Consider the following 23,104-nt stretch of genomic DNA (forward strand, 5'->3'; position numbering starts at 1 on the left):
CTCGTCTCTACCTCCGGCCGATCTTCCGGGGAGGCAGATTGCGTCACTCGACGATCAGGTTGACCGGGATGTTGCCGCGGGTGGCGTTGGAGTACGGACAGACCAGATGGGTGGCCTCGACCAGCTCGCGGGCGACCTCTGGGGCGATGTCGTCGGGCAGCTCGACGCGGAGCGTGGCGTCGAGCTGGAACCCGCCCGCGCCGTTGGGCGACAGGCCGATCTCCGCCGTGACGGCGGCATCGGAGACGTCGATCCGCTTCCGCCCGGCCACCAGCCGCATGGCCGAGGCGAAACAGGCGGCGTAGCCGGCGGCGAAGAGCTGCTCGGGGTTGGTGCCCTCGCCGTCGCCGCCCAGCTCCTTCTGCAGGGCCAGCTTGACGTCCAGCCTGCCGTCGGAGGAGACCGCGCGCCCGTCGCGGCCCGCCGAGGTGGCGATGGCGGTGTACATGCTCATGACCGGTTGCCCTTCGCTCTACCAGACAGACCTGTCTGTCTAGTTCGTTGAGCCTGAGACTAGACAGGTCTGTCTGGTAGCGTCAAGGGGTGAGCGCAGAGACGGTGAAGGAACCCCGCCCGAGCCCGGCCCGCGCCCGGGTCCTGGAGACCGCGGCGCGGCTGTTCTACGCCGAGGGCGTGCACTCGGTGGGGATCGACCGGATCATCGCGGCGGCGGGCGTCGCGAAGGCGACCTTCTACCACCACTTCCCGAGCAAGGACGAGCTGGTCCGGGCGTACATCGTCGAGCAGGGCTCGATGCAGCGGGCCATGGTCGACACGCTGCGCGCTGACTCACCCCGGGAGACGCTGACGGCCGTCTTCGCGTTCATGTGCGAGTTCGGGTCCGGCCCGGGTTACCGCGGCTGCCCGTTCGTCAACACGGCGGCCGAGTACCCGGACCCGGCGCATCCCGTACGGCAGGCCATCGCCGAGCACCGGCGCTGGCACCGCGACCTGTACCGCGACCTCCTGGCCGCCGACGGCCACGCCGACGCCGAACGCACCGCCGACATCCTCCTCCTGGTCAGGGACGGCCTCGTGGTGGGCTTCGACCTGGACGACCCGGCCACCGTCCGCACCACCGTCCAGGAAACCCTGACCCGCATCCTCCCCCCTGACCCACCCCACCCCGGAACGGCGACCACAGACGCGCAGCGAATTCGAGGCCAGCGCCGGAAGCCGAAGCCCGAGGTCGGACGCCTAGAGCCAGGACCGGGCGCCTGAACCATGGGCCGAAGGCGGGGACCGAGGACCGGAAAGCACCCCCCGCCCTTCGCGAGCCCACCTTGACATCCCCGCGCTCACATCCCTTCGCCTTCGGCGACCCTCGGCTTCTGCACCCTCCGCCTTCTGCGCCTCCCGCGCTCATCCACCCCTCCCCCCTCAGCACCCTTGGCGCCCTCCGCGCCCTCCGCGCCCTCCGCGCCCTCCGCGCCCTCCGCGCCCTCCGCACCCTCCGCGCCCTCCGCGCCCTCCGCGCCCTCCGCGCCCTCCGCGCCCTCCGGGCCTTTCCCCCTCCGTCCCCTTCGCTCTTCGCGCCCGAGGCTGCTGAGCTGCGGTGATGGGTGGGGTGGGTGTGGGAGGTTTTGTGCTTTGTGGGTAGTTTGTCTGGTATTAGTGGGCAGCGCCGTTGCTCTCCTACCACCGCTTACGAGGCAGTCATGTCGTTGTCCCGAAATATCAGGAGATGTGTGGCTGCGGCGGTGGCCGCCCTCCTCGCTCTGCTCATCGCCTCCCCCACGCCCCCGGCGTCCGCCGACACCCCGCCGGCCCGGCCGAACATCATCTTCTTCCTGGTGGACGACCTGTCCGCCGACCTGCTGCCCTACATGGACACGGTCCGCGGGCTCGCCGAGGGCGGCACCACGTTCACCGACTACTACGTGTCCGACTCGCTCTGCTGCCCCTCCCGCGCCTCGATGTTCACCGGCCTGTTCCCCCACAACACCGGCGTACGGACCAACCAGGGCTACGACCGCGGCGGCTACGAGGCGTTCGCCCGGCACGAGGGCCGCACCTACGCCGTCCCCCTCCACCAGGTCGGCTACCGCACGGGCTACCTGGGCAAGTACATCAACGAGTACCCGGCCCGCCCCGGCTACCAGGTGCCGGACGGCTGGGACGAATGGCACGTCTCCGCGGGCGGCGGCTACAACGAGTTCAGGTACCAGCTCACCCGCTACATCAGGGAGGAGTCGGGCGACCGGCGCCCGATCGCCCCCTCCAGGGGCGACTACCTGGTCGACGAGCTGGCCCAGCGGGCGACCGGCTTCATCGAGCGCTCCCGCGAGCACGCCCCCGGCAAGCCGTTCTTCCTCCAGGTCTCGCCCTTCTCCCCGCACAACCGGGTGGACGTCAGGCCCGGCGACACCGAGCCGCGTTTCCCGCCCGCGCCGCGCGACCGTCCGAAGGACCGCTTCCCGGACGGCGAGTTCCCGCACGGCGACTGCGGCGGCCCCGACTGCGCCGGCATCGACGTGACCGCCCTGCCCTCCTTCGACGAGGACACCGCCGACAAGCCCTCCTGGGTCCGCCGGGCCCCGATCGAGGCGAAGCGCGCCGAGGAGCTGCGCGAGGACTTCCGTGACCGGATCCGCATGGTCCAGTCGGTCGACGACATGGTGGGACGGGTGTTGTCCACGCTCACCGAGCCGGAGCGCCGCAACACCTACGTCGTGTTCGCCAGCGACAACGGCTTCCACCTCGGCCAGCACCGCCTGGTCCGCGGCAAGTCCACCGCCTACGACCACGACGTACGGGTCCCGCTGCTGGTCAGGCGGCCGGTCACCGGAGAGCGCAACCGGCTGGTGAGCGGCGCCATCGCCCAGAACGTGGACCTGTTCGCGACCTTCCTCGACATGGCCGGCATCGCCCCGGCGATCCGCGACAGCCGGGACGGCCGCAGCCTGCTCCCCCTCATCCAGGGCCGGCAGGTCGCGGACTGGCGGCAGGCGGCGCTGGTCGAGCACGTCAAGCCCGACCCCCGGACGCCCGGCAGGCCCGACCCCGACGCCGACCGGCTGAGGCACGGCAACGCGCAACCGCCCACCTACAACGCCGTACGGACCGCGGGCGAGCTGTACGTCGAGTACGCGAACGACCCGAAACCCGAGTACTACAACACCGTCACCGACCCCCGCCAGGAGTCCAACGACCCCGGCAACGCCCGGACGGCGTACCTGGCCGGGGTCCTGCGCGGGCTGACGACGTGCGGCAGATCGGGCACGCCCGACTGCTGGACGGCCGCGCACCTCCACTGAGGGGTACAGCAGAAGCTGAGCCGTACGGCAGGAGCTGGGAACGTACGGCAGAAGTTGACCTCCTTCGGTCCGGCGGTTGACGCGCCGGCCGCCGGTCCCCCCGTAAGTTGGGGCGGTCGGGAGCCCGAACCGAAGGAGAGCGATGCGGTTCACGTCCGCCCTTGCCGGATTACTGATCTTCGCAGGCACGTTCGCAGGCACAGGGGTGGCGCAGGCGGCGACCACCCAGTCGGCCACCCAGTCGGCCGGGTGCGCGGCCGTGCTGCCCCGGCCCGACGGCCATGGCATCACCTGCGTCGACGTACGACGTCGCCCGCAGAGCGACGGCTCGGAGCTGCGGGACGTCACGATGACCTCGACGGCGATCTTCCAGGCGTCCGGCGGCACCCCGGTCATCGACCCGCTGTCGCGCCCGATCACCGTCCGCGTCTACCTGCCGAAGGACTACGACCCCTCGCGCGCCACCCCCTACCGGGCGCTCTACCTGCTCAACGGCGGCGGCGACAACTACGACTCGTGGACCACCAAGGCCGACCTGGTCTCCCTCGTCCGCACCGCGGGCTCCTTCGACGGCATCGTGGTGATGCCGACCGGCGGGATGACCGGCTGGTACGCGGACTGGGCCGGCCGGACGGACGGATATTTCGCCCCGAAGTGGGAGACGTACCACATCGACCAGCTCATCCCGTGGATCGACGCCAACTTCAACACCGTCGCCGACCGGTCAGGACGCGGCCTGGCGGGCCTGTCCATGGGCGGCTACGGCACGCTGCGGTACGCGGCCGCGCACCCCGACGTCTTCTCGGTGATCGGCGCGTTCTCGCCCGGCATCGACCTGCGCGCCCGGCCCGCCCAGCGCACGATCTCCGACTCCATGTGGCAGTCGGGCGCCGCGATCGAGCTGACCGACCTGGGCGAGTTCCGCGTCAACAAGTACGACAACGGCAGCCCGCTGCCCGTCCTCGACCAGGAGGTGCAGCGCCGCTACCGCCTGGACACGCTGTTCGGCCCGCACACCACCACGGTCTTCCACGGCCGCACGGTCGACGACTGGCCCGCCGCCAACCCCGCCGACCTGGTCACCCAGGGCAGGTACGCCCCCTATGACGGCCGGCTGGCCCTGTACGCCGGCGGCTGCGCGAGCCTCCCGCGCGTCCCGGACGGCACCGAGCCCGCCCCCGCCGCGTGCGGCTACGACACCAGGGCGAGCGACGACGCCGCAGGCGTCAGCGAGCCGATCCTCGGCGCGTACGCGAGCGAGTTCGACGCCACGCTGACCGGCCTCGGCGTCGGCCACCGCTACTGCTACAGCAGGGGCGGCCACGACTGGAACGCCTGGTCGGCCTACCTGGTCGACTTCCTCCGGTACGCCTACGGCACCGCCCCCGCCCGCTGCCCCGCACTCTGACGCCTCAGCCCGCTTCCAAGTCGGCCACAAGTACCGGCCGGTAGTCCTGGACCGGTGACGAACCATCTTCCGACCCGCGTCCTGACCGCCCTGGGCGCCGCCGTCCTCACGCTGACCGCGCTGAGCACGGCGGCCGCCGCCGACACCGCCGCCGATCCCGCGAGCTGGAGGTGGGGCGCCCTGCACTCCACCGACGGCCTGGCGACCGCCCGGGGCAAGGTCGTGGCCGGCCAGTCGGGGCTGGCCGTGACCGGCACCCTCGACGACGACCGCGGCAAGGACTGCTCGTGGGTGCTGATCAGGTACCAGAGCGCGAGCAACGGCCGCTGGCGCACGCACGGCGTCTACAACTGCCTGCCGGGCACCGGCTCCTTCCGCAAGAACGTCGGCGGCGCGCTGCAGATCCGGGCGCAGGTGTGCCGCGGCAACGGCGCGCGGCCCGTCGGCCGGTGCTCACGATGGCGGACGATCTACACCCAGGGCGGCTGACGGCCGCCCCGCCGTCCCCCGGGCGTCAGTCGGCGCGCTTCTTGCTGGCGATGATGTAGAGCACCAGCTCGCCGCAGGCGCGGCAGACCGTCCTGTCCCCGTCGGCGCCCAGGTGGGCGGGCACGGCCCGCGCGCCGCAGAACGCGCACGGCCGCTCCACCGGCTCCCGCTCGCCCCGCATCGCCCCGGCCGTCGCCAGCAGCGCGCAGCCCAGGCAGAGCGAGACCGACTTGCCGACGACGAGATCGGCGGGGTCGGGCGTCGAGCCGCAGAATCCGCACTGGAACACCGCCGTCACCCCGATCCAGTCGCTCGGGCGCGCGTGCTCGCCGGAAAGGACCATCCGCAGGACGCGCAGGCAGCGGCCGGCGACCTCGTCCGTGACGCCCGCCCGTTCAAGTTCGGCCCGCAGCTCCGCCCGCGCGCCGGGGTCCTCGGGCGGGAGCGCCTTCAGCAGGCAGAGCAGCGCCTCGTCGAGCGCGCGCAGGGCCTCCGCGGCGGAGGCGACGAGATCACTCATGCCGCGCCGCCGGCGGGCGGCGGTCCCGGAATGCCAGGCGCTTCCTCGCCCCCGGTCCATTTGCCTGTGCGACTTATGCGTAATATCGCGACCGGCATCCGCCGCGCGTTATCGCCGACCGCATCGGAAACGCTTCCCGGCGATGACCGTTCTAGAATTCCGCACCACCCCGAGTCAATGGACGGGACCTCCGGGCCGAAGGGCATGAATTCATGCGCCCGGAAATCGGCGGCGAACTCGGGGCGGCCGGCGCGAAGGAGCGCCGTGGCGCCGGGCGCTGGCCTCATCTGCTCAGCCCCTGCCACCACCCGCCAAGAATCCGCAGTTCACGGCCATGTTCCGGCGCTCGGCGGGTACGCCGGCAGGCGCCCCGGGGTGTCGAGTATTCGCATCCTTAAGCAGGGTCACGCATTCCCCCATTTCCGGCGGAGGCGCAAGCGCCCCTTTCGCGGCCATCATCGCCCCGGCCCAATAAAGCGTCAACGGGCGACGGCCCTACATTTTCCCTATATTGCGGCGTGGCGCCGTCTTGCGCGCCCCGGGTTGTCCCGGCACGCTGGCAGACGTGGCGGATAACCGTACTGGAAAGAGCCGCGCGCGAGCGGCGCGCAGATGGTCGGCCGCGCCGCGCAGCCAAATGTTCAGCCTTCCGGAAATCCTCGCCAAGATCGCCGACCCCGACGTCGAGGCGCCCGGCGACCCGGAGCTGCGTGACTTGTTCGAACGCGACCAGGACGACCGGCGCGACGGCGTGCCCGGCGACGGGGACGGCAGCGGCGGCGAGCGCGGCCTGGCCCGGCGGGCACGCTGCATGGAGAAGTTCGCGGCCGGAGAGGTGCGCTCGCCGGGCGACTACTACCACCTGGCCGCGGTGATGCAGCACGGCGGGCTGGCCGAGCACTACCACCTGGCCTTCGAGCTGGCGCGGCGGGCGGCCGGCGCCGGTTGCCGGCCCGCCCGCAGGCTGGCCGCCTCGGCCCTCGACCGGTGGTTGCTGCAGATGGGCCTGCCCCAGCGGTACGGCACCCAGTACGTCGACATCGGCGGCCGCTGGTCCCTCTACCGCGTCGACCCCGTCACCACGGACGCCGAACGCACGGTCTGGGACGTCCCGCCCCTGGCCGAGGCGCTGGCCCGGGCGGAGGAGATGAACCACGCCGACGGCCTGGGCTGACGTCCGCACCTGAAGGCCGAACGGCCGCCCGCGCGGCTCGCATCAGAAACCGGACACGACCTTTGCCACTGGTTTTCCCGGAATTCCCGGGCCGCGGCGGGCCGGCGGGCGAACCTGACCATGACATGTTCCCGTCCCGGTCGAAACAGGCAGGTTCCCATGGTCAGACGGGCTCTCGGGGCGCCGGTCCCGCTCGCTCTCTCGCTGGTCGCCGTTCTCGCGGTCGCGCCGCCGGCCCAGGCGGTGACGCTGGAGGAGAAGCTCGCCGCGCTCTCGGGGTTCACGCAGCCCACCGCGTCCAGCGCCGAGGCCTGGCGGGACGCCTGGGCCGACCAGGGGTCGTGGGCCGACTTCGACTTCGACTGGTCGAGCGACGGCTGTACGAGCAGCCCCGACCAGCCGCTCGGCTTCGACTTCTCGATCCCGTGCCGGCGACACGACTTCGGCTACCGGAACTACCAGGCCGTCGGCGACTTCCCGGCGAACAAGGAGCACATCGACAAGGCGTTCTACTTCGACCTCAAGCAGGTGTGCACCCAGTACTCGCTCTTCCGTCAGCCGAGCTGCAACGCGCTGGCCAAGCTGTACTACCAGGCGGTCCGCCACTACGGCACCCCTCGCGGCACCGGCGGGGAGATCGTACGCGTGCCGGACAGGGACGCGCTAAGGCAGCAGGGCCCCGCTGAGTCCGCAGACGGCGGTGACAAGATGTTCGCCCAGGGCCCGCCAGGATTCTTCGACTGAACCGGCGGCGGCGTGGCCGGCCGCCAGGTCGGCCTCCAGCTCGGCGCTCATGTGCACGACGAGCAGCCGGATCATCGCCGCCTGCCGCTCGGACAGCTGGCGCTCCCGGTCGCGCATCGACGGCGGGCGCAGCAGCTCCAGCCGGCGGAACGAGGGCGTGCTCAACGTCACCCGCGCCGTGTACTCGCGCAGGGACGGCTCCACGACGGCCTGGGCGAGGAACCGCCCGTACCAGGACGGGGTGCCCAGCTCGATGTGGTGCTCGATGCTCGGCGCGATCGCGCACGTGATCCAGTCGCGCAGCGACACCTCGCCCGACGTCTCCAGCGCGGCCACCATCGGCAGGCGGTGCCGGTCGACGGCGGCCGCGTGACGGGACAGGATCGCGTGGATCAGCTCGTCACGGGTGCTGAAGTGGTATTGGACGGCGGACTTGTTCCGCTGGCCCGCGGCCTCGCGGATCATCCTGATCGACACGTGCGCGAAGCCGTGCTCGGCGTAGAGCCGCTCCGCGGTCTGCATGATCCTGTCCTTGGCCCGGATCGAGCGGGGAGACGGCGCGGCGACCGCCGTACTGACGTCCATGACCGGTCCTCGATCTCGTTTCCACCACCGTCCCCGAACGCTATCCCATGCCGCCGGCCGAGGTCAGGGGGTCACCAGGTGACCCACACGTCCTGGAGGCCGCCGGACAAGCCGCCCGTGCGCAGCCGCAGCTCGGCGGGGTCGTCCCGGAGCCGCAGGCCGGGCAGCCGCCGCGCCAGCAGGCCCAGGACGACCTGCAGCTCCAGCCTGGCCAGCGGCTGGCCGAGGCAGTAGTGGCGGCCGGCGCCGAAGGTGAGGTGCTGGCTGCTGTTCTCCCGGCGCGGGTCGAACCGGTCGGGGTCGGCGAACTTGGCCGGGTCGCGGTTGGCGGCCGGGATGTTGGGGATCAGCGTGCTGCCGGCGGGCACGGTGATCTCGCTCAGCTCGACGTCCTCGGTGATGAACCGGGGCACGCCGCCGATGGCCGACAACGTGCTGTCCAGCCGCAGGACCTCCTCCACGGTGCCCGGGATCAGGTCGGGGTCGTCGATCACGGCCTCGTAGCGCTGCCGGTCGGACAGCAGCATCGCCGTCATGATGGCGATCATGTTGGACGTGGTCTCGTGCCCGGCCAGCAGCAGCCCGCGCACGGTGGCGATGAGCTCGTCCTGGCTGAGCCTGCCGTCCTCGGCGTCGGTGATCTGGGTCAGCTCGCTGAGCAGGTCGTCGCCGGGGTCGGCGCGGTTGCGGTCGATCAGGTCCGACACGTACGCGTTGAACTCCCGGTAGGCCGTGTCGACCTCCTCCTGCGTGTTGCGGGTCAGGGTCAGCATCGTGCGCGACCAGTGCGCGAACTTGTCCTGGTCCGAGCTCGGCGCGCCGACCAGCGCGCAGATGACCCGTACCGGCAGGGGCAGGGCCAGGCCGGACGACAGGTTGCCCGGGGAGCCCTTGGCCAGCATGGAGTCGAGGAGGTCCTCGGCCATGGCCTGGACGCGGGGGCGCCAGACCTCCATCTTCCTGGCCGTGAACCAGCGGCTCAGCAGGCGCCGCCAGCGCATGTGGCCCTCGCCCTCGCCGATGTCGCCGGCGCCGTCCTTGCGGCGGTTGAACAGGCCGCCGTCCTCGGTGGTGGACAGCCGGGCGGCGCCCTCGCGGGCGAGGTTGCGGCTGAAGCGGGGGTCGGCCATGACGGCGCGGGCGTCGTCGTACCTGGTCACCAGGGCCGCGACGTCGCCGCTGGGCAGGCGTACGTGGGCCACGGGGCACTTCTCCCGCAGGTCGGCGAGTTGTGGGGGCGGTTCCAGCGCCGTGGGGCGGTCGAAGGGGAAATCGGGGATCGCGTCAGCGGTCATGCGTCCTCCAGCTTGAAAGCCCGACACTTCGGAATATAAGGCGATCGACTTATTTGAGGCAATCGTCTTGACTGGATGGATTACTTCGGGTGCAGAAGATCTACCGAGGCGTTGCCTGCCGTCGAGGAACCCGGCGGGCGGCGACCTGGCACGCATCGGGTTACCGCGATACGTCGATGGCTCACTATGCTCGCATCCATGGCGGAGGCTCCACTGATGACCGATTCAGAGCTGTCCGAGGCGTTGCGGGCGCTGGCGAACCCGACCCGGCTGCAACTGCTGTCATGGTTGCGGGAGCCGGAACGCCACTTCTCCCTGGAGGGGGCGATCGCCGACCCGGTGGAGGTCGGGGTGTGCGTGACGCACATCCAGGCCAGGGTCGGGCTCGCGCAGTCGACGGTGTCGGCGTACCTGAGCGAGCTGCAGCGCGCGGGGCTGGTACGCGCCACCCGCGTGGGCAAGTGGACGCACTACAAGCGTGACGAGCGCCGCATCGCCCAGCTCGTCGCCACCCTCGGCCGCACCCTGTAGAAGCCGCTCCTCACCGAGCCCCCCGGACGACAGAGGTCGGTTTCCATATATCGACATTTTGCGATATGTCTATGCTTCTGAGGATGGACACACGATGAGGGGATGTCTCATGGGCACCATCGACGGCCTGGATCTCGGCACGTTCGGGATCTACACGTTCGACTTCGAGCACGTGCCGGCCGCGCACATGCGCGAGTCGATCCAGGAGCTGGAGGAGCAGGGGTGGCGGGCGTTCTGGATGCCCGAGCTGCTCGGCCGCGAGGCGCTCACCCACGCCGGCTTCCTGCTGTCGTGCACGCGAAGGATGCACATCGTGAACGGCATCGCCCAGATCTGGGCCCGCGAGGCCAGGTGGACGTACGGCGCCGCCCTGCTGCTGGCCGACGCCTACCCCGACCGGCACGTGCTCGGCCTGGGTTTCGGCGGCGCCCCCCGCCCCGGGACGACCCCGCTGACGGCCATGCGGGCCTACCTCGACGAGCTGGACGAGCTGGAGACCGTCAACCCGGCTCCCAAGTCGGGCGTGCGCCGCCTGCTGGCCGCGTACGGGCCCAAGATGCTCGAACTGGCCCGCGACCGGGCGGCGGGGGCCCAGACCTACCACGTCAACGTCGCGCACACCGCCGAGTCACGGCAGCTCCTCGGGCCGGACGCGTTCCTGGCCGTCGAGCATCCGGTGCTGTTCGAGACCGATCCCGCCAAGGCCCGCGCCGCCGCCCGCGAGCACCTGCGCCCCTACCTGAGCACGCCGTACAACGTGGCGAAGTTCCGGCGGCTCGGGTACGCGGAGGGCGAGATCACCGGCGGCGGCAGCGACCGCCTGGTGGACGACTTCGTCTTCTGGGGCGACCTGGACACCGTCGTCGGCAAGCTGCGGGCCCACGTGGACGCGGGCGCCGACCACGTGGCCGTGCAGGTGATCGGGATCGAGCCGGGCCGGACGGCGATGCCCCACTGGCGCGAGCTGGCCGGCGCCCTCGCCCCCGGCCGCGCCTGACCGCCGCCTTCGATATACAAACGATCGGTCGTTAATATAGTTTGGCGGCATGACGTCCGAGACCGGCCGGTGTGCCGCATGCTGACCTCACGCTGGATCCCCGGCCCCGAGAGCGACCGGCCGGGCCCGCTGGTCGCCGCCCTGACGGACTTCCGCCTGCGGCGGCTCCGGGACCTGCCCGGCATCGCCCGGCACGGCCGGTCATTGAGCCGCCACTGGCCCGGCCTGCCGGGGGCGGTGGGCATGTGGCTCTGGGCGGACCTCGCCGGCCGCCGGGTCGGCTCGCTGTCGGTGTGGCGGAGCGAGGACGATCTTCGGGGGTTCGTCCAGCTGCCCGAACACGTCGCGATCATGCGCGCCTACCGCGACCGGGGCACCCTGCGCTCCCGTACGTGGCCCGTCGAGGCCCTCGACCGGAGCGCCCTGCTGCGGTCGTTGCGCTGACCCGCCGGCCGGTCCGGCCGGCGGGCCGGATCATGGCGGACCGTTCCGCGGGCACGCTAGTGTCGGGCGGGAACGGCAGCCGGAAGGCGGGGACGGATGGCGTGGGCAGCCCGGGTGGTCGCCGTCGTCCTGGCCGTGGTCTCGCCGGTGCTGGTGCTCGCGGCGGTCCTGCTGTACGCGGCGCTGCCGCCGGAGTGGCGGCTGCCGGAGATCTTCAGCCCGCTGGCCGCGGCGGGGGTCACCTTCCCGGCCTTCAGCGCGTTCCTCATCGTGCACCGGCCGCGGCTCAGGCTGGCGTGGCTGATGTGCGCGGGCGGCCTCGGCGGCGCGGTCAACACCTTCTGCCAGTCGGCGATGCTGGCCGCCGCGGCGGACGGGGATCTCGCGCTGGCGGGGATGCTGAGGTTCCCCGCGCAGGCCGGCTGGGCGGTGTCCGGGCTGCTGCTGGAGATGTTGCTGCCGCTGTACTCCCCCGACGGCAGGCTGCCGTCGCGGCGCTGGCGCCTGGTGGTGCTGCTCGGCGCGGTGTCGACCGCGGTGGAGCTGGCCCACATGTTCCTGCGTCCCGACCCGGCGGCCGAGGGTTATCCGCTGCCCGCGGTCATCCCCAACCCGTTACAGGTTCCGGAGCTGGCGCCGATCTGGCCGGTGGTCACGGTGGTGGCCTGGACCGGGATCCTCTCGACGCTGCCGCTGGCGGCGTGGTCGATGGTGCTGCGCTTCCGCCGGGCCGACCCGGTCGTGCGGCGGCAGATCGGCTGGCCGCTGTTCTCCTTCGGCGGGTACATCGTCTTCATGCTCGCCGGCGTCGTCGTGCCGGAGCTGTACTGGTTGTCGATCGGGTGGGCGGCGGTCATCCCCGTGTCGATGGTGATCTCGGTGACCCGCTACCGGCTCTACGGCATCGACACCGTCGTCAGCCGGACGTTCGTCGCCGCCGGGCTGCTGGCCGTGGTCGGCGGGGTCTACTTCGGGGTGGCCACGCTGTCGAGCCTGCTGGTGTCGGGGTACCACCAGGTCGCCGGGCTCGCGTCCGCGCTGCTCACGGGCGCGTTCTTCCAGCCGTTGCGGCGGGCGCTGCAACGCGCGGTCGACCGCCTGCTCTACGGGCCGGTGGGCGATCCGCGCGTCCTGGCCGAGCGGCTGGCGCAGGAGGTGCGCCGGGGCGATCCCGCGCAGGCGCTGGCGGCGGTGGTCGGCGTGCTGCGCGAGGGCCTGGCGGTACGCGGCGTCGCCGTCGAGGTGACCAGCGGCGAGCCGGGCCACCCGGTCAGCGTGGCGAGCACCTCGCGCGGGCAGGTCGGCGACTCCCCGCGCGAGGTGCCGCTGATCTGGCACGGCGAGTGGGTGGGCCGGCTGCTGGTCGGCCCGCCCGCCGCGCGCCGCTTCCCCGCCGCGCACGACGAGCGGGTGCTGGACACGCTGGTCCCGTACGCGGCCGACGTGGCCCACGCGGTCCGCCTGGCCGCCGACCTGCAACGTTCGCGCGAACGCATGCTGGCCGCCCGCGAGGAGGAGCGCCGCCGGCTGCGCCGGGACCTGCACGACGGCCTCGGCCAGACGCTCAGCGGGCTGGCGATGACCGTCAACATGGCCCGTCTGAGCCTGAAGAGCTCGCCGGAGGCGGCCGACGGGCTGCTGCGCGAGCTGCGTACCGGCATGGACGCCGTCACGGGCGACCTGCGGCAGCTCGTCTACGGCCTGCGCCCGCCCGCCCTGGACGACCTGGGCCTGGCCGCCGCCGTGCGAGCGCTGGCCGCGCCGGACGGGCCGGCCGCGGAGGTGATCGCCGAGGGCGACCTGACCGGCCTGCCCGCCGCCGTCGAGGTGGCCGTCTACCGGATCGCGCAGGAGGCGCTGACGAACGTGCGGCGGCACGCGCGGGCCACCCGCGTCCGGGTCGAGCTGCGCCGCGAGCCCGGCGCGCTGCGCCTGCTGGTCGCCGACGACGGCCGGGGCCTGCCGCCCGAGCACCGGTCCGGCGTCGGCCTGACCTCGATGCGCGAGCGCACGGCCGAGCTGGGCGGCATCTGCCTGGTCAGCGGCGCGCCGGGGACGGGCACCACGGTGGAGGTCATGCTCCCTGTCCAGCCCTGACCGTGCGCCTTACCGGACGGACACCCTCCTGTCACGTAGAGTGCTGGACGATCACTTTCGGTAACTCCCATGGAGGTGTCCATGAAGCTCATGGGCCGTATCACCTGCGCCGTGGCCGGTGGCGCGCTGCTGGCCGTCGCACTCACCACCCCGGCCACCGCCGACTCGCTGGCCGCCGGCGGGCCCGTCGGCGCGCTGCTCCAGCCGGTGCTGGAGGTGCTCAACGCGGTCAACGACACGTCCACCCTCGGCGCCCTGCTGCCCGGCGGCATCATCACCGCCCGCTGACGCTCGCCCTCCCCCCGGGGCGACCGCGCACTGCCGCGCGGGCCCGGCCTGGGCGTACCGTGGTTCGCGGCGGTCACGGCGGAGGGCGGGGAGCAGCGTGCAGGGGTGGGAGCCGTCCACTGTCGTCAGTGACGAGCTGGTCGATCCGTCGTCGGTCGCCGCGCTCGCGGCCCTGTTCGACGACGGCGTGCCGGCCCCGGGGCCGGGCGCGGAGCTGCCGCCGCTGTGGCACTGGGCGGCGCTGGCGCGCTGGCCCGTCTCGTCCGTGCTGGGGGGCGACGGGCATCCCGTACGCGGCTCGTTCCTGCCGCCCGTCGGCCTGCCGCGGCGCATGTTCGCCGGGGGCGAGGTCGTGTTCCACGGGCCGCTGCGGGTCGGCGAGACCGTACGCAGGCAGAGCACGGTGGAGTCGGTCACCGAGAAGTCGGGGCGGACGGGCCGGCTGGTCGTGGTGGTCGTACGCACCCGCCTGACCGGCCAGGACGGCGATCCTCGGCTGGAGGAGCGGCAGGACCTGATCTACCGGGAGGCCGGGGCGCCCACCGGCCCGGCGGCGGCGGCCGAGGAGGCCGTGGCGGCGCGGGCCGCCGGTTCCCCGTTCCGCAGGGCGGGCGCCTGGGAGTGGCACTTCGACACCGATCCGACCCTGCTCATGCGGTTCTCGGCGGCCACCGCCAACGCCCACCGCATCCACTACGACTGGCCGTACGCCACCCGCGTGGAGGGTTATCCCGGCCTGGTGGTGCACGGGCCGCTGATGACGCTCGCCCTGGCCGAGACGCTGCGGCTGGAGGGGCGTCCCGAGCGGGTGACCCGCATCGCGCACCGCAACCTCCGGCCGCTGTTCTGCGGGCAACCGGCGCGGCTGCTCGGCCGCAGCACGGCCGACGGCTTCGCGCTCGACCTGGCCGGCCCCGAAGGCCCCGCGACCGGCCCGCACACCACCCTGACGGTGACGGCCCGATAAGCGCCGCCCCGGGCCCTCGGGCACCACCCTGACCGTGACGGGCCGGTAAGCGCCGCCCCCGCCCTCGGGCACCGGCCCGCGCGGGCCCGTCAGGGGGTGATGACGTGTTCGGCGAGCTCGCGGGCGGCGGCGGCCGGGTTCGTGCCGGGGCGGGTCGCGCCGACGGCGAGGGTGCCGTCGATGAGGATGAGCAGCTGGTCGGCGGCGCGGTCGGGCTGCGGGTGGCCGAGCGCGGTCAGCTCGCGCGCCAGCAGCCCGTGCACCTGCCGGCGGTAGTCACGGGTGATCTCGTGGGCGGGGTGGCCGGGGTCGGTCAGCCCGAGGTCGGCGGCCAGGTAGCGGCAGCCGTGGAAACCGGGCATGGCGACGATCTCGCCGATCCGGTCGAAGACGGCCAGCAGACGCTCGCGCGGGTCGTGGCCGGCGGCGTCCATGGTGCGGCGGTAGTCGGCGGCGTCGGCGCCGGCGGCCGACCTGAGCACCTCGACGATCAGGCCGTCCTTGCCGCCGAAGTGCTCGTACAGCGAGCGCCGGGCCACGTTGGCGGCCTTGAGCAGGGCGTCGACGCCGACGTTGACGCCCTGGCTGTAGATCAGCTGGTCGGCGGCCGTCAGCAGGCGCTCCCGGGGGCCCGGTCCCGTACGAACTGTCATGGATCCAGGTTGCCACGGGTTGACGAGTAGATCAACCGGTCGATATACATAGATAGACCGATCGATCTACTCCCGCTTCCTTCTGGAGGAACCGTGTCCTTCCCATCCACCGCGGACGTCATGGAGCGCTTCAACCGGGCCTTCGTCGAGCGTGACCGCGGCCTGCTCGACGACCTGGTCGCCGAGGACTGCGTGATGGAGTCCGTGCAGCCGGCCCCCACCGGCGAACGCGTCACCGGCCGCCAGGCGTGCCTGGACTGGTGGGGCGCGCTCGTGGACGACCTGACCAGCGCGTTCGAGCCGCAGGAGGTCATCGTCGCCGGTGACCGCGCCACCATCCACTGGCACTACCGCTACGGCACCGGCCCCTCCGACTGGGTCAGCGGCGTGAACCTCATGCGCGTCCGCGACGGGCGGATCGTCGAGGCGCTCGGCTTCAGCAAGACCGCCGGCGAAGTCCCCCTGGCGACCGCCTGATGGACGTCATGCGCAGCTACCACGTCGACAGCGGAGCCGGCGTCGAGGGCCTGTCGATCAAGGAACACCCCGTCCCCACGCCCGGCCCCGGGCAGGTGGTGGTGGCGGTACGGGCCACCTCCCTCAGCTTCCGCGAGCTGATGATCCTGCGCGGCGACTACGTGCTCCCGGTGAAACCGGACGTGGTGCCGGTCTCCGACGGCGCCGGCGACGTCGTCGCCACCGGCCCCGGCGTCGAGTCGGTCGGCGTCGGCGACCGGGTCACCGCCACCCTGTTCCCGAGCTGGCAGGACGGCCCGTTCGCGCTGCGGCACCTGCCGCAGCTCGGCGGCTCGCTGGACGGCATGCTCACCGAGTACGCGCTGCTCGACGAGCACGCCCTCGTGCCGATCCCGGCCCACCTGTCCTACGAGGAGGCCGCGACGCTGCCCTGCGCCGCGGTCACCGCCTGGAACGCCCTGACCGGCGAGGGCACCGGCCCGCTGCCCGGCCGGACCGTCGTCACCCAGGGCACCGGCGGGGTGTCGCTGTTCGCGCTGCAGTTCGCCAAGGCGCTGGGCGCCCGGGTGATCGCCACGACCAGCAGCCCGGCCAAGGCCGAACGCCTGTACGCGCTGGGCGCCGACGAGGTCGTCGACTACCGGGCCACCCCCGACTGGGCGGCCCGGGTGCGCGAGCTGACCGGGGGCGAGGGCGCGGAACACGTCATCGACGTCGTCGGCGACCTCGGGCAGTCGCTGTCGGCCACCGCGATCGGAGGCCAGGTCGCCAGCGTCGGGTTCGTCCTGGCCGACCCGCCGCCGCTCGACGCGCGGGCGGTCTTCCGGTCGGGAGCCACTCTGCGGGGCATCGCCGTCGGCAGCCGCGCGCAGTTCCTGGCCATGAACCGGCTCATCGAGGCCCACCGGCTGCGCCCGGTCATCGACCGCGTCTTCCCTTTCGAGCAGGCTCCCGACGCCTACCGCCACTACATGTCGGGCGGGCCGTTCGGCAAGGTCGTGATCACCGTGTGAGCCGGCCGGACGCGGCGGGCGGGGCGTGCCTGCGCAACACCCCGCCGAGCGGACCCCCTAGCAGGGGGTCTCGTGGAACTCCGGGTACGAGCCGCGGGTGCCCACCCACGTCACGTCGCCCACGCAGTTCTCGTACTTGACGCCCACCACCGTGGTCCGGGTGGAGTCGCTGTAGTAGTACGTCTCGCAGTGGTAGTCGATCTGGCAGGCGCGGGCGTGGGCGGGCGAGCCGGCGACGGTGAGCGTGCCGACGGCGAGCAGGACGGCGAGCGATGCGCGACGAATCATGGAGATCCTCTCTGACGCGAGGAAGCGCTACTGCCCCTGATGATCGATCGCCGGAGCGAACAGTTCAATACGGTTCATCGCAGTTCAATGTGGTCGATGCCGGGTACCCCATCGCGAAGGCGAAATGATCCCCCCTGCCGCCGACATAGGATCTTTTCATCTGGTAGATGGCTGATTGTCGAAAGGCTTCCATGACCCACCCCCTCAGCCGCCGGTCCGCCCTGCTGGGGGCCGCGGCCGTGGCCGGAATCGCTCTGTGGGAGAGGCCGGCCGAGGCGGTCGGCGCCGCCGCGTTCGACGCGGCCCGGGAGCGATGGGTGAGCCTGCTGGCCGGCGCCACGTACGACCCGGCGTACCTGGACAAGACGCGGGCCGTCGAGGGTTCGGCCAACGCGGTGCTGCGCAAGATGGACCCCGCTCCCGGCCGGCCGAGCCTGTGGCCCGACCTACCGCTCGACGACCCCCGTACGGGCAACTTCAACCGCGCCTACAACCGCATGCGCACGCTGGCGCTCGGCTGGGCCACGCCGGGCACCGACATGCACCGCGACCAGCGGGTCGCCGAGACCGCGGCCAGGGCCCTGGACTTCCTGTACGAGCACGCCTACCGCGAGGGCCTCGACCGCCGCGGCAGCAACTGGTACTGGTGGGAGATCGGCGTCCCGCGCGCGCTGACCGACACCTGCGCCCTGCTCTACGACGGCCTGCCCAAGGACGACCTGCGCCGCTGGCTGCGCCCGCTGCGCCACTGGTGCCCCGACCCCGAGCGCCGCGTCAGCCACCCCGGCGTGGTCGAGACCGGCGCCAACCGGGCCGGCAAGGCCATGGCGGTGGCGATGCGCGGGCTGCTCACCCACGACGCCCGCCTGCTCAAGCGGGCCAGGAAGGCCGTCTCCGACCTGCTGCGCCCCACCGGCGGGCCGGGCGACGGCTTCTACCGCGACGGCTCCTTCATCCAGCACGGCGTGTTCCCCTACAACGGCAGCTACGGCGTGGACTACCTGGAGAGCGTGGCCAAGCTGATCGCCATGCTGGCCAGGTCACCCTGGGAGATCCGCGACATCGGGAACGTCTACGACTTCGTCGACCGCTCGTTCACGCCGTTCATCTTCGACGGGCTGATGATGGACTGCGTGCGCGGCCGGCAGATCTCGGTGCAGGGCCACCGCGACCACCATTCGGGGCAGAAGGCGGTCGAGGCCATCCTGACGCTGCTGGAGACGGCGCCCGAGCGCCACGCCCGGCGCTGGCGGCCGATGGTGAAGGGCTGGCTCACCCGCAACCAGGCCGTCCCGTACGCCGCGGTCGCCCCGCTGGCGAGCGTCGCGCGGGCGCAGGCCCTGCTGGCGGACGCGTCCGTGCCGGTCGGCCCCCGCACGACCGGCACGTACGTCTTCGCCGACATGGACCGGGTCGTGCACCGGCGTCCCACCTGGGCGTACGCCATCGCGATGAGCTCCGAGCGCATCGGCGCGGCCGAGGGCATGAACCAGGAGAACCTGCACGGCTGGTACACCGGCGACGGCATGACGTACCTCTACACCGACGACCTGACCCACTGGAACGGCGACCTGTGGCCGACGATCGACCCGTACCGGCTGCCGGGCACCACGGTCGACATCCGCGGGCGCGCCGACCTCCCGCACGGCGCGCGCCGCCTGCCGCCCACCCCGTGGGCGGGCGGCGCGGCGCTCGACGGCGAGTACGGCGTGGCGGCGATGAGGCTGATCGCCGACGGCTCCTCGCTGCGAGCCAGGAAGGCGTGGTTCCTGCTCGACGACGGGGTGATCGCCTTAGGGACCGGCATCACCGCCTCCGACGGCCGCCGCGTCGAGACCGTCGTGGAGAACCGCAACACCCACGGCGCCCATCCCCCGCTGACCCGCGGCGACGGCTGGATCCACCTGTCCGGCGTGGCCGGATACGCGCTGCTCGACGGCGCCGAGGCGAAGGTGATCCGCGAGCGGCGCACCGGCCGCTGGCGTGACATCGACACCGGCGCCACCACCGGCGGCGACACGACCCCCGTCACCAGGCACTACACGACGATCCTGGTCGACCACGGCGTCGATCCGCGCCGGGCCCGCTACGCCTACGCCGTGCTGCCCGGCGCCACCCCTGAGCAGACCGCGGCCTACCGCGGGCGGGTCGAGATCCTGGCCAACTCCCGCACGGTCCAGGCCGTCAGCCGGGACGACCTGATCGCCGCGGTGTTCTGGCGCGCGGGGGCCGTCGACACCCCGCACGGGCCGCTCGCCTCCGACGGGCCGTGCGTCGTGCTGCTCCGCCACGACCGTCACCGGGTCCGGCTGGCCGTCTCCGACCCCTCCAGGACCGCCGACGAGGTGCGGATCAAGCTGCCGTGGCCGGTCAGGTCGGTCAAGGAGGGCGACCGGGGGGTGCGCCGGTCCAAGCGGGCGGTCAAGGTCGAGGTCGGCGGCAGCCGCGGGCACACCCGTCAGGCGGTCCTGCGCGTCTGAGCCGGGCCGCCGCCGTTCATGAGGCGCCGGCGGGGGCGTGCGGCAGGAGCTCGGCCGCCGGGACGCCGGGGTCGGCCAGCCGGCGCGGATCGGCGGTGTGCCCGGCGGCGACCAGGGACCGCAGGTGGCCGGCGTCCTGGCTGTCCACGGTCAGCGCGGCCACCGGGACGCCGCGGTCGAGCCAGAACGCGGTGAACCCGGGCTCCTCCGGCTCGCCCCTGGTGACGACGCGGTCGGACGTGGTGGGCAGGCCGACGTATTCGAGGGTGGCCCCGTACTGCGTGGAGAAGAAGTACGGGACGTGGTCGATGGTGACCGGCTCGCCCAGCAGCGTGGCCGCGGCGGCGGTCCCGTGGACGACGGCGTTGTCCCAATGCTCGATCCGGACCGGTTTCAGGTAGCGCGGGTGCCGGTGGCGGGCGACGTCGCCGGCGGCCAGCGCGGCCGGGTGCGAGGTGCGCAGATGGCCGTCGGTGACGATGCCGCCGTCGACGCGCAGCCCCGCCGCCTCGGCCAGCTCGGTGTTGGGGACGGCGCCCACGGCGACCACGACCAGGTCGGCCGGGACGCGCCGCCCGGCGACCGTGCGCACCGCCTCGACCGAGCGCGTCCCGAGCACCGCCTCGACGCCGTCGCCGGTGAGCAGCTCGACGCCGTGCTCAAGGTGCAGGCGGGCGACAGCGCCGCCGATCCGGTCGCCCAGCACGTGGTAGAGCGGCGTGGGCAGCGGGTCGACCACGGTCGTGGGCACGCCGAGCGCGCGGGCGGCGGCGGCGACCTCGCAGCCGAGCCAGCCGGCGCCGACCACGACGACGGCCGAGGCCGCGCGCAGGGCCGCGCCGAGCCGTTCGCTGTCCTCGCGGTCGCGCAGGTAGTGGACGCCGTCGAGGTCGGCGCCCGGCACCCGGAGGCGGCGCGGACGGGCGCCGGTCGCGATCAGCACCTGGCCGAATGGCAGCTCCACGTTGCGCCCCAGCTTCACCCGCCGGCCGTCGAGGTCGAGCAGGGTGGCGGGGGCGCCGAGGGCGAGGGCGACGTCCTGGGCGGCGTAGAACCGCGGGTCCAGGACGTCGAGCTCGGCGGCCTCGGTGGTGCCCAGCAGGTAGCCCTTCGACAGCGCGGGACGCTGGTAGGGCAGGGGATGCTCGTCGCCGACGAGCGTGAGCGGCCCGTCGTAGCCGTGGTCGAGCCGCAGGGCCCGCGCGGCCTGGGCGCCGGCGAGGCTGGCGCCGATGATGACGATGCCGGGATCGGCGGGCATGGTGACGCTCCTTGTGAACGGTGCCGGGGTGCGCGGGGGGTGTCAGACGACCTGGGTGTCAGACGATCTGGAGGTTGGCCATCATGGCCATGTCCTCGTGCTCGGCGTTGTGGCAGTGGAAGAGGTAGCGGCCGCGGTAGCCGTCGAACCGGGTGATGATCTCCACCGACTCGCCCGGCCGCAGGGAGACGGTGTCCTTCAGCCCCGCGTCGTGCGGCAACGGCGGCCGGCCGCTGCGCGAGAGCACCCGGAAGCCGACCAGGTGCAGGTGGACGGGGTGGTGGACATCGGCGACCATCCGCCACACCTCGACGTCGCCGAGGCCCACGGTGACGTCGGAGCGGGCGGGGTCGAACGGCAGCCCGCCGATCAGCCAGCCGCGGCCGTCGTGCATCCGGCCGGCGCGGAAGGACAACTCGCGCACCCGTACGGCGTCCGCCCGCCGCCACTCCGGCAGGTCGGTGGACAACACGCGGGGCACCCGGCTGTCGTCGGCCGCGGCGCGCGCGACCCGGAAGGCCATCACGTCCCGGGTGCGGCCCGAGCCGAGCCGGTTGACGATCCGGACGCGCCCGCCGACCGGGACGCGGGCGAAGTCCACGACCACGTCGTAGCGCTCGGCCGGCGCGATCGGCAGCGCCTGGTGGGTGACGGGGGCCGCGAGCAGCCCCTGGTCGGCGCCGATCTGCACGAGGTCGAGCCGCCGCCCGTCGTCGAGCACGGCTTCGAGCTCGTAGTGGCGGGCGTTGGAGGCGTTCAGCAGGCGCAGCCGGTAGCGGGCCGCGTCCACCTCGTGGACGGGCCAGGGGGCGCCGTTGACCAGGATCACATCGCCGAGCACGCCCGCTATGTACGGTTCGAGCACGCCCGGCCGCTCCCGCAGGGTGGGGTCGAGTGCGGGGTAGGCGAGCTCGCCCTCGGCGGTGAACGCCCGGTCGGCGATCATGAGCGGCAGCTCGCGCGGCCCCGCGGGCAGGCCGAGTGCCTGCTCGGCGTCGTCGCGGACGATCTGCAGCCCGGCCAGGCCGCGCCAGATCGCGGGGGCGGTGAAGTCCATCCGGTGGTCGTGGTACCACAGCAGCGTCGGACGCTGGTCCAGCGGGAAGGTGTAGTCCCTGGTCCGCCTGCTCAGCACGGCCCGCGGGTCACGCATGCCGCCCATGCCGCCCATGCCGGAGCCGTGCGCCATGTGCATGGTGGGCTCCGTCCAGCCCTCGGGCAGCACGAGGTCGGTCGGGTAGCCGTCGGAGTCGGCCGGGGTGCGTCCGCCGTGCAGGTGGACGACGGTCGGCACGGGCAGGTCGTTGCGGTGCGTCACGGTGATCGGCCGGCCCCGGCGCGCCTCGATCGTCGGCCCGGGGAAGGTGCCCCCGTACGTCCAGGCCCTGGTCCGTACGCCGGGCAGGATCTCCAGGGTCGTCTCGCGCTGGACGATCTCGTAACGGTCGGCGCCACCCGAGGCGCCCGACGGCGCCAGCACGGCGGGGATCGGCAGCGGCACCTGGAACGGCGGCGGCAGCGGTAGGTCGCTGCGCAGCTCGGCGCCGGTGATCGAGGGCCGCCGGGCCATGGCGGCCGAGGCGCCGAGCCCGGTGGCCGCCATCAGCCCGAGCGCGCCGCCGATGCCGAGCGCCTGCCGCCTGGTCACGCCGCGCGCCGGCCGGTCGAGCTCAGGCATCGCGGGCCGCCCGACGCGGGAAGGGCCGGCGCCACACGTCGATGAACTGCACCGTGAGCGCGGCGACGGTCGCCACCCCCAGCGGGATGTGCAGCCACAACGCGCCGTCGAGCCCGGCGAAGTACTGCGCCGTCTCGGCCGCCACCACCGCCGCCGTGGCCAGGAACGGCCCGCTGCGGCGCAGGCGCGCCCACACCACGATCGCCACGATCAGCTGGAGGTAGCCGACGGAGGTGACCACGTCGGCGCCGAGGGAGTGCCAGCGCAGGCTGTCGTAGTCGCCGGTCAGGTACACGCCGGCGAACACCGGCTGCCCGGCGATCGCCACCATGTGGGCGCTGACCGTCGCGCGCAACGTCCAGCCCGCGGGTGCCGTGCGGCGCGCGGCATCGGCTCGCGGCCCGTCGACCACGCTCAGCATCGAGGGTCCTCCTCATGTCCGTCCTGGTGAAACGCCT

Annotated in this window: 24 protein-coding genes; 15 read left to right on the forward strand and 9 right to left on the reverse strand. The window is 73.0% G+C overall.

All coding sequences use genetic code 11. From position 1 onward, the window contains the following. Positions 1-43: 43 nt before the first annotated feature. Positions 44-454 (reverse strand): organic hydroperoxide resistance protein, encoded by a 411-nt coding sequence (locus tag ACFYYW_RS30225; protein ID WP_387653474.1) that lies wholly within the window; start codon positions 452-454, stop codon positions 44-46. An 89-nt stretch (positions 455-543) separates the two neighbouring features. Between ACFYYW_RS30225 and ACFYYW_RS30230 the strand changes: the two genes are divergently transcribed. The 4 genes from ACFYYW_RS30230 (at position 544) to ACFYYW_RS30245 (ending at position 5,154) form a co-directional block, all read left to right on the forward strand. Continuing rightward, on the forward strand, positions 544-1,221 hold the full coding sequence (locus tag ACFYYW_RS30230; RefSeq protein ID WP_387653477.1) for a TetR/AcrR family transcriptional regulator: 678 nt from the start codon (positions 544-546) through the stop codon (positions 1,219-1,221). A 467-nt stretch (positions 1,222-1,688) separates the two neighbouring features. Continuing rightward, complete coding sequence (locus ACFYYW_RS30235; RefSeq protein ID WP_387653479.1) at positions 1,689-3,257, forward strand: sulfatase; 1,569 nt, start codon at positions 1,689-1,691, stop codon at positions 3,255-3,257. A 142-nt stretch (positions 3,258-3,399) separates the two neighbouring features. Continuing rightward, the gene (locus ACFYYW_RS30240) at positions 3,400-4,665 is read left to right on the forward strand and encodes an alpha/beta hydrolase (RefSeq protein ID WP_387653482.1); all 1,266 of its coding nucleotides are present in this window, start codon (positions 3,400-3,402) and stop codon (positions 4,663-4,665) included. Positions 4,666-4,719: 54 nt separating this feature from the next. Then, a complete protein-coding gene (locus tag ACFYYW_RS30245; protein ID WP_387653485.1) occupies positions 4,720-5,154 on the forward strand; it encodes a hypothetical protein in 435 nt (144 codons plus the stop codon). Between the two features lie 25 nt (positions 5,155-5,179). On the opposite strand, the gene ACFYYW_RS30250 is transcribed toward ACFYYW_RS30245, so the two are convergent. Next, positions 5,180-5,674, reverse strand: a complete 495-nt coding sequence (locus tag ACFYYW_RS30250; protein WP_387653488.1) for a hypothetical protein — start codon at positions 5,672-5,674, stop codon at positions 5,180-5,182. A 637-nt stretch (positions 5,675-6,311) separates the two neighbouring features. Here ACFYYW_RS30250 and ACFYYW_RS30255 point away from each other — a divergent pair. After that, entirely contained in the window at positions 6,312-6,848 is a 537-nt protein-coding gene (locus tag ACFYYW_RS30255) for a hypothetical protein (protein ID WP_387653490.1), read from the forward strand. A gap of 159 nt (positions 6,849-7,007) precedes the next feature. Beyond that, positions 7,008-7,592: a phospholipase gene (locus ACFYYW_RS30260; RefSeq protein ID WP_387653493.1), complete on the forward strand. Its 585-nt coding sequence runs from the start codon at positions 7,008-7,010 to the stop codon at positions 7,590-7,592. On the opposite strand, the gene ACFYYW_RS30265 is transcribed toward ACFYYW_RS30260, so the two are convergent. Both ACFYYW_RS30265 and ACFYYW_RS30270 read right to left on the reverse strand, forming a co-directional pair. Continuing rightward, a complete protein-coding gene (locus tag ACFYYW_RS30265; RefSeq protein ID WP_352326617.1) occupies positions 7,512-8,177 on the reverse strand; it encodes a helix-turn-helix domain-containing protein in 666 nt (221 codons plus the stop codon). The genes ACFYYW_RS30260 and ACFYYW_RS30265 overlap by 81 nt on opposite strands. Before the next feature lie 71 nt (positions 8,178-8,248). Beyond that, positions 8,249-9,472, reverse strand: a complete 1,224-nt coding sequence (locus ACFYYW_RS30270; RefSeq protein ID WP_387653496.1) for a cytochrome P450 — start codon at positions 9,470-9,472, stop codon at positions 8,249-8,251. A gap of 216 nt (positions 9,473-9,688) precedes the next feature. Between ACFYYW_RS30270 and ACFYYW_RS30275 the strand changes: the two genes are divergently transcribed. From ACFYYW_RS30275 to ACFYYW_RS30300, 6 genes are all read left to right on the forward strand, one after another. Beyond that, positions 9,689-10,003, forward strand: coding sequence for an ArsR/SmtB family transcription factor (locus ACFYYW_RS30275; RefSeq protein WP_387653499.1), 315 nt, complete (start codon positions 9,689-9,691; stop codon positions 10,001-10,003). Positions 10,004-10,112: 109 nt separating this feature from the next. Next, on the forward strand, positions 10,113-11,000 hold the full coding sequence (locus ACFYYW_RS30280; protein WP_387653502.1) for a TIGR03620 family F420-dependent LLM class oxidoreductase: 888 nt from the start codon (positions 10,113-10,115) through the stop codon (positions 10,998-11,000). A gap of 78 nt (positions 11,001-11,078) precedes the next feature. Next, entirely contained in the window at positions 11,079-11,444 is a 366-nt protein-coding gene (locus tag ACFYYW_RS30285; RefSeq protein ID WP_387653505.1) for an antibiotic biosynthesis monooxygenase family protein, read from the forward strand. Positions 11,445-11,540: 96 nt separating this feature from the next. Continuing rightward, positions 11,541-13,541: a sensor histidine kinase gene (locus tag ACFYYW_RS30290; protein ID WP_387653507.1), complete on the forward strand. Its 2,001-nt coding sequence runs from the start codon at positions 11,541-11,543 to the stop codon at positions 13,539-13,541. Between the two features lie 81 nt (positions 13,542-13,622). After that, the gene (locus tag ACFYYW_RS30295; RefSeq protein ID WP_387653510.1) at positions 13,623-13,829 is read left to right on the forward strand and encodes a hypothetical protein; all 207 of its coding nucleotides are present in this window, start codon (positions 13,623-13,625) and stop codon (positions 13,827-13,829) included. Between the two features lie 97 nt (positions 13,830-13,926). Continuing rightward, entirely contained in the window at positions 13,927-14,796 is an 870-nt protein-coding gene (locus ACFYYW_RS30300) for a MaoC family dehydratase N-terminal domain-containing protein (RefSeq protein WP_387653513.1), read from the forward strand. An 89-nt stretch (positions 14,797-14,885) separates the two neighbouring features. On the opposite strand, the gene ACFYYW_RS30305 is transcribed toward ACFYYW_RS30300, so the two are convergent. Continuing rightward, positions 14,886-15,449 carry a TetR/AcrR family transcriptional regulator gene (locus tag ACFYYW_RS30305; protein ID WP_387653516.1) on the reverse strand — a complete coding sequence of 188 codons (564 nt, stop codon included), beginning with the start codon at positions 15,447-15,449 and terminating at the stop codon, positions 14,886-14,888. 93 nt (positions 15,450-15,542) lie between these two features. On the opposite strand from ACFYYW_RS30305, the gene ACFYYW_RS30310 reads away from it, so the two are divergent. After that, on the forward strand, positions 15,543-15,926 hold the full coding sequence (locus ACFYYW_RS30310) for a nuclear transport factor 2 family protein (RefSeq protein WP_352327770.1): 384 nt from the start codon (positions 15,543-15,545) through the stop codon (positions 15,924-15,926). Between the two features lie 8 nt (positions 15,927-15,934). Continuing rightward, positions 15,935-16,939: an NAD(P)-dependent alcohol dehydrogenase gene (locus tag ACFYYW_RS30315; RefSeq protein ID WP_387653519.1), complete on the forward strand. Its 1,005-nt coding sequence runs from the start codon at positions 15,935-15,937 to the stop codon at positions 16,937-16,939. Between the two features lie 57 nt (positions 16,940-16,996). Here the strand turns inward: ACFYYW_RS30315 and ACFYYW_RS30320 are convergent, their stop codons facing one another. Next, positions 16,997-17,227, reverse strand: a complete 231-nt coding sequence (locus ACFYYW_RS30320) for a DUF6289 family protein (RefSeq protein ID WP_352327772.1) — start codon at positions 17,225-17,227, stop codon at positions 16,997-16,999. A 191-nt stretch (positions 17,228-17,418) separates the two neighbouring features. Between ACFYYW_RS30320 and ACFYYW_RS30325 the strand changes: the two genes are divergently transcribed. Next, the gene (locus ACFYYW_RS30325; protein ID WP_387653521.1) at positions 17,419-19,707 is read left to right on the forward strand and encodes a polysaccharide lyase 8 family protein; all 2,289 of its coding nucleotides are present in this window, start codon (positions 17,419-17,421) and stop codon (positions 19,705-19,707) included. A gap of 16 nt (positions 19,708-19,723) precedes the next feature. Here the strand turns inward: ACFYYW_RS30325 and ACFYYW_RS30330 are convergent, their stop codons facing one another. From ACFYYW_RS30330 to ACFYYW_RS30340, 3 genes are read right to left on the reverse strand one after another with little or no spacing between them, the layout of a single operon-like run. After that, positions 19,724-20,968, reverse strand: coding sequence for an NAD(P)/FAD-dependent oxidoreductase (locus tag ACFYYW_RS30330; protein ID WP_387653524.1), 1,245 nt, complete (start codon positions 20,966-20,968; stop codon positions 19,724-19,726). A 58-nt stretch (positions 20,969-21,026) separates the two neighbouring features. Continuing rightward, positions 21,027-22,646 (reverse strand): multicopper oxidase family protein, encoded by a 1,620-nt coding sequence (locus tag ACFYYW_RS30335; protein ID WP_387653526.1) that lies wholly within the window; start codon positions 22,644-22,646, stop codon positions 21,027-21,029. Then, positions 22,639-23,067, reverse strand: a complete 429-nt coding sequence (locus ACFYYW_RS30340) for a hypothetical protein (protein WP_387653529.1) — start codon at positions 23,065-23,067, stop codon at positions 22,639-22,641. Before ACFYYW_RS30340 ends, ACFYYW_RS30335 begins: the two co-directional genes overlap by 8 nt. Positions 23,068-23,104: the final 37 nt, after the last annotated feature.

Source organism: Nonomuraea sp. NPDC001831 (assembly GCF_042892035.1).
In the GTDB taxonomy this organism is placed as follows: Bacteria; Actinomycetota; Actinomycetes; order Streptosporangiales; family Streptosporangiaceae; genus Nonomuraea.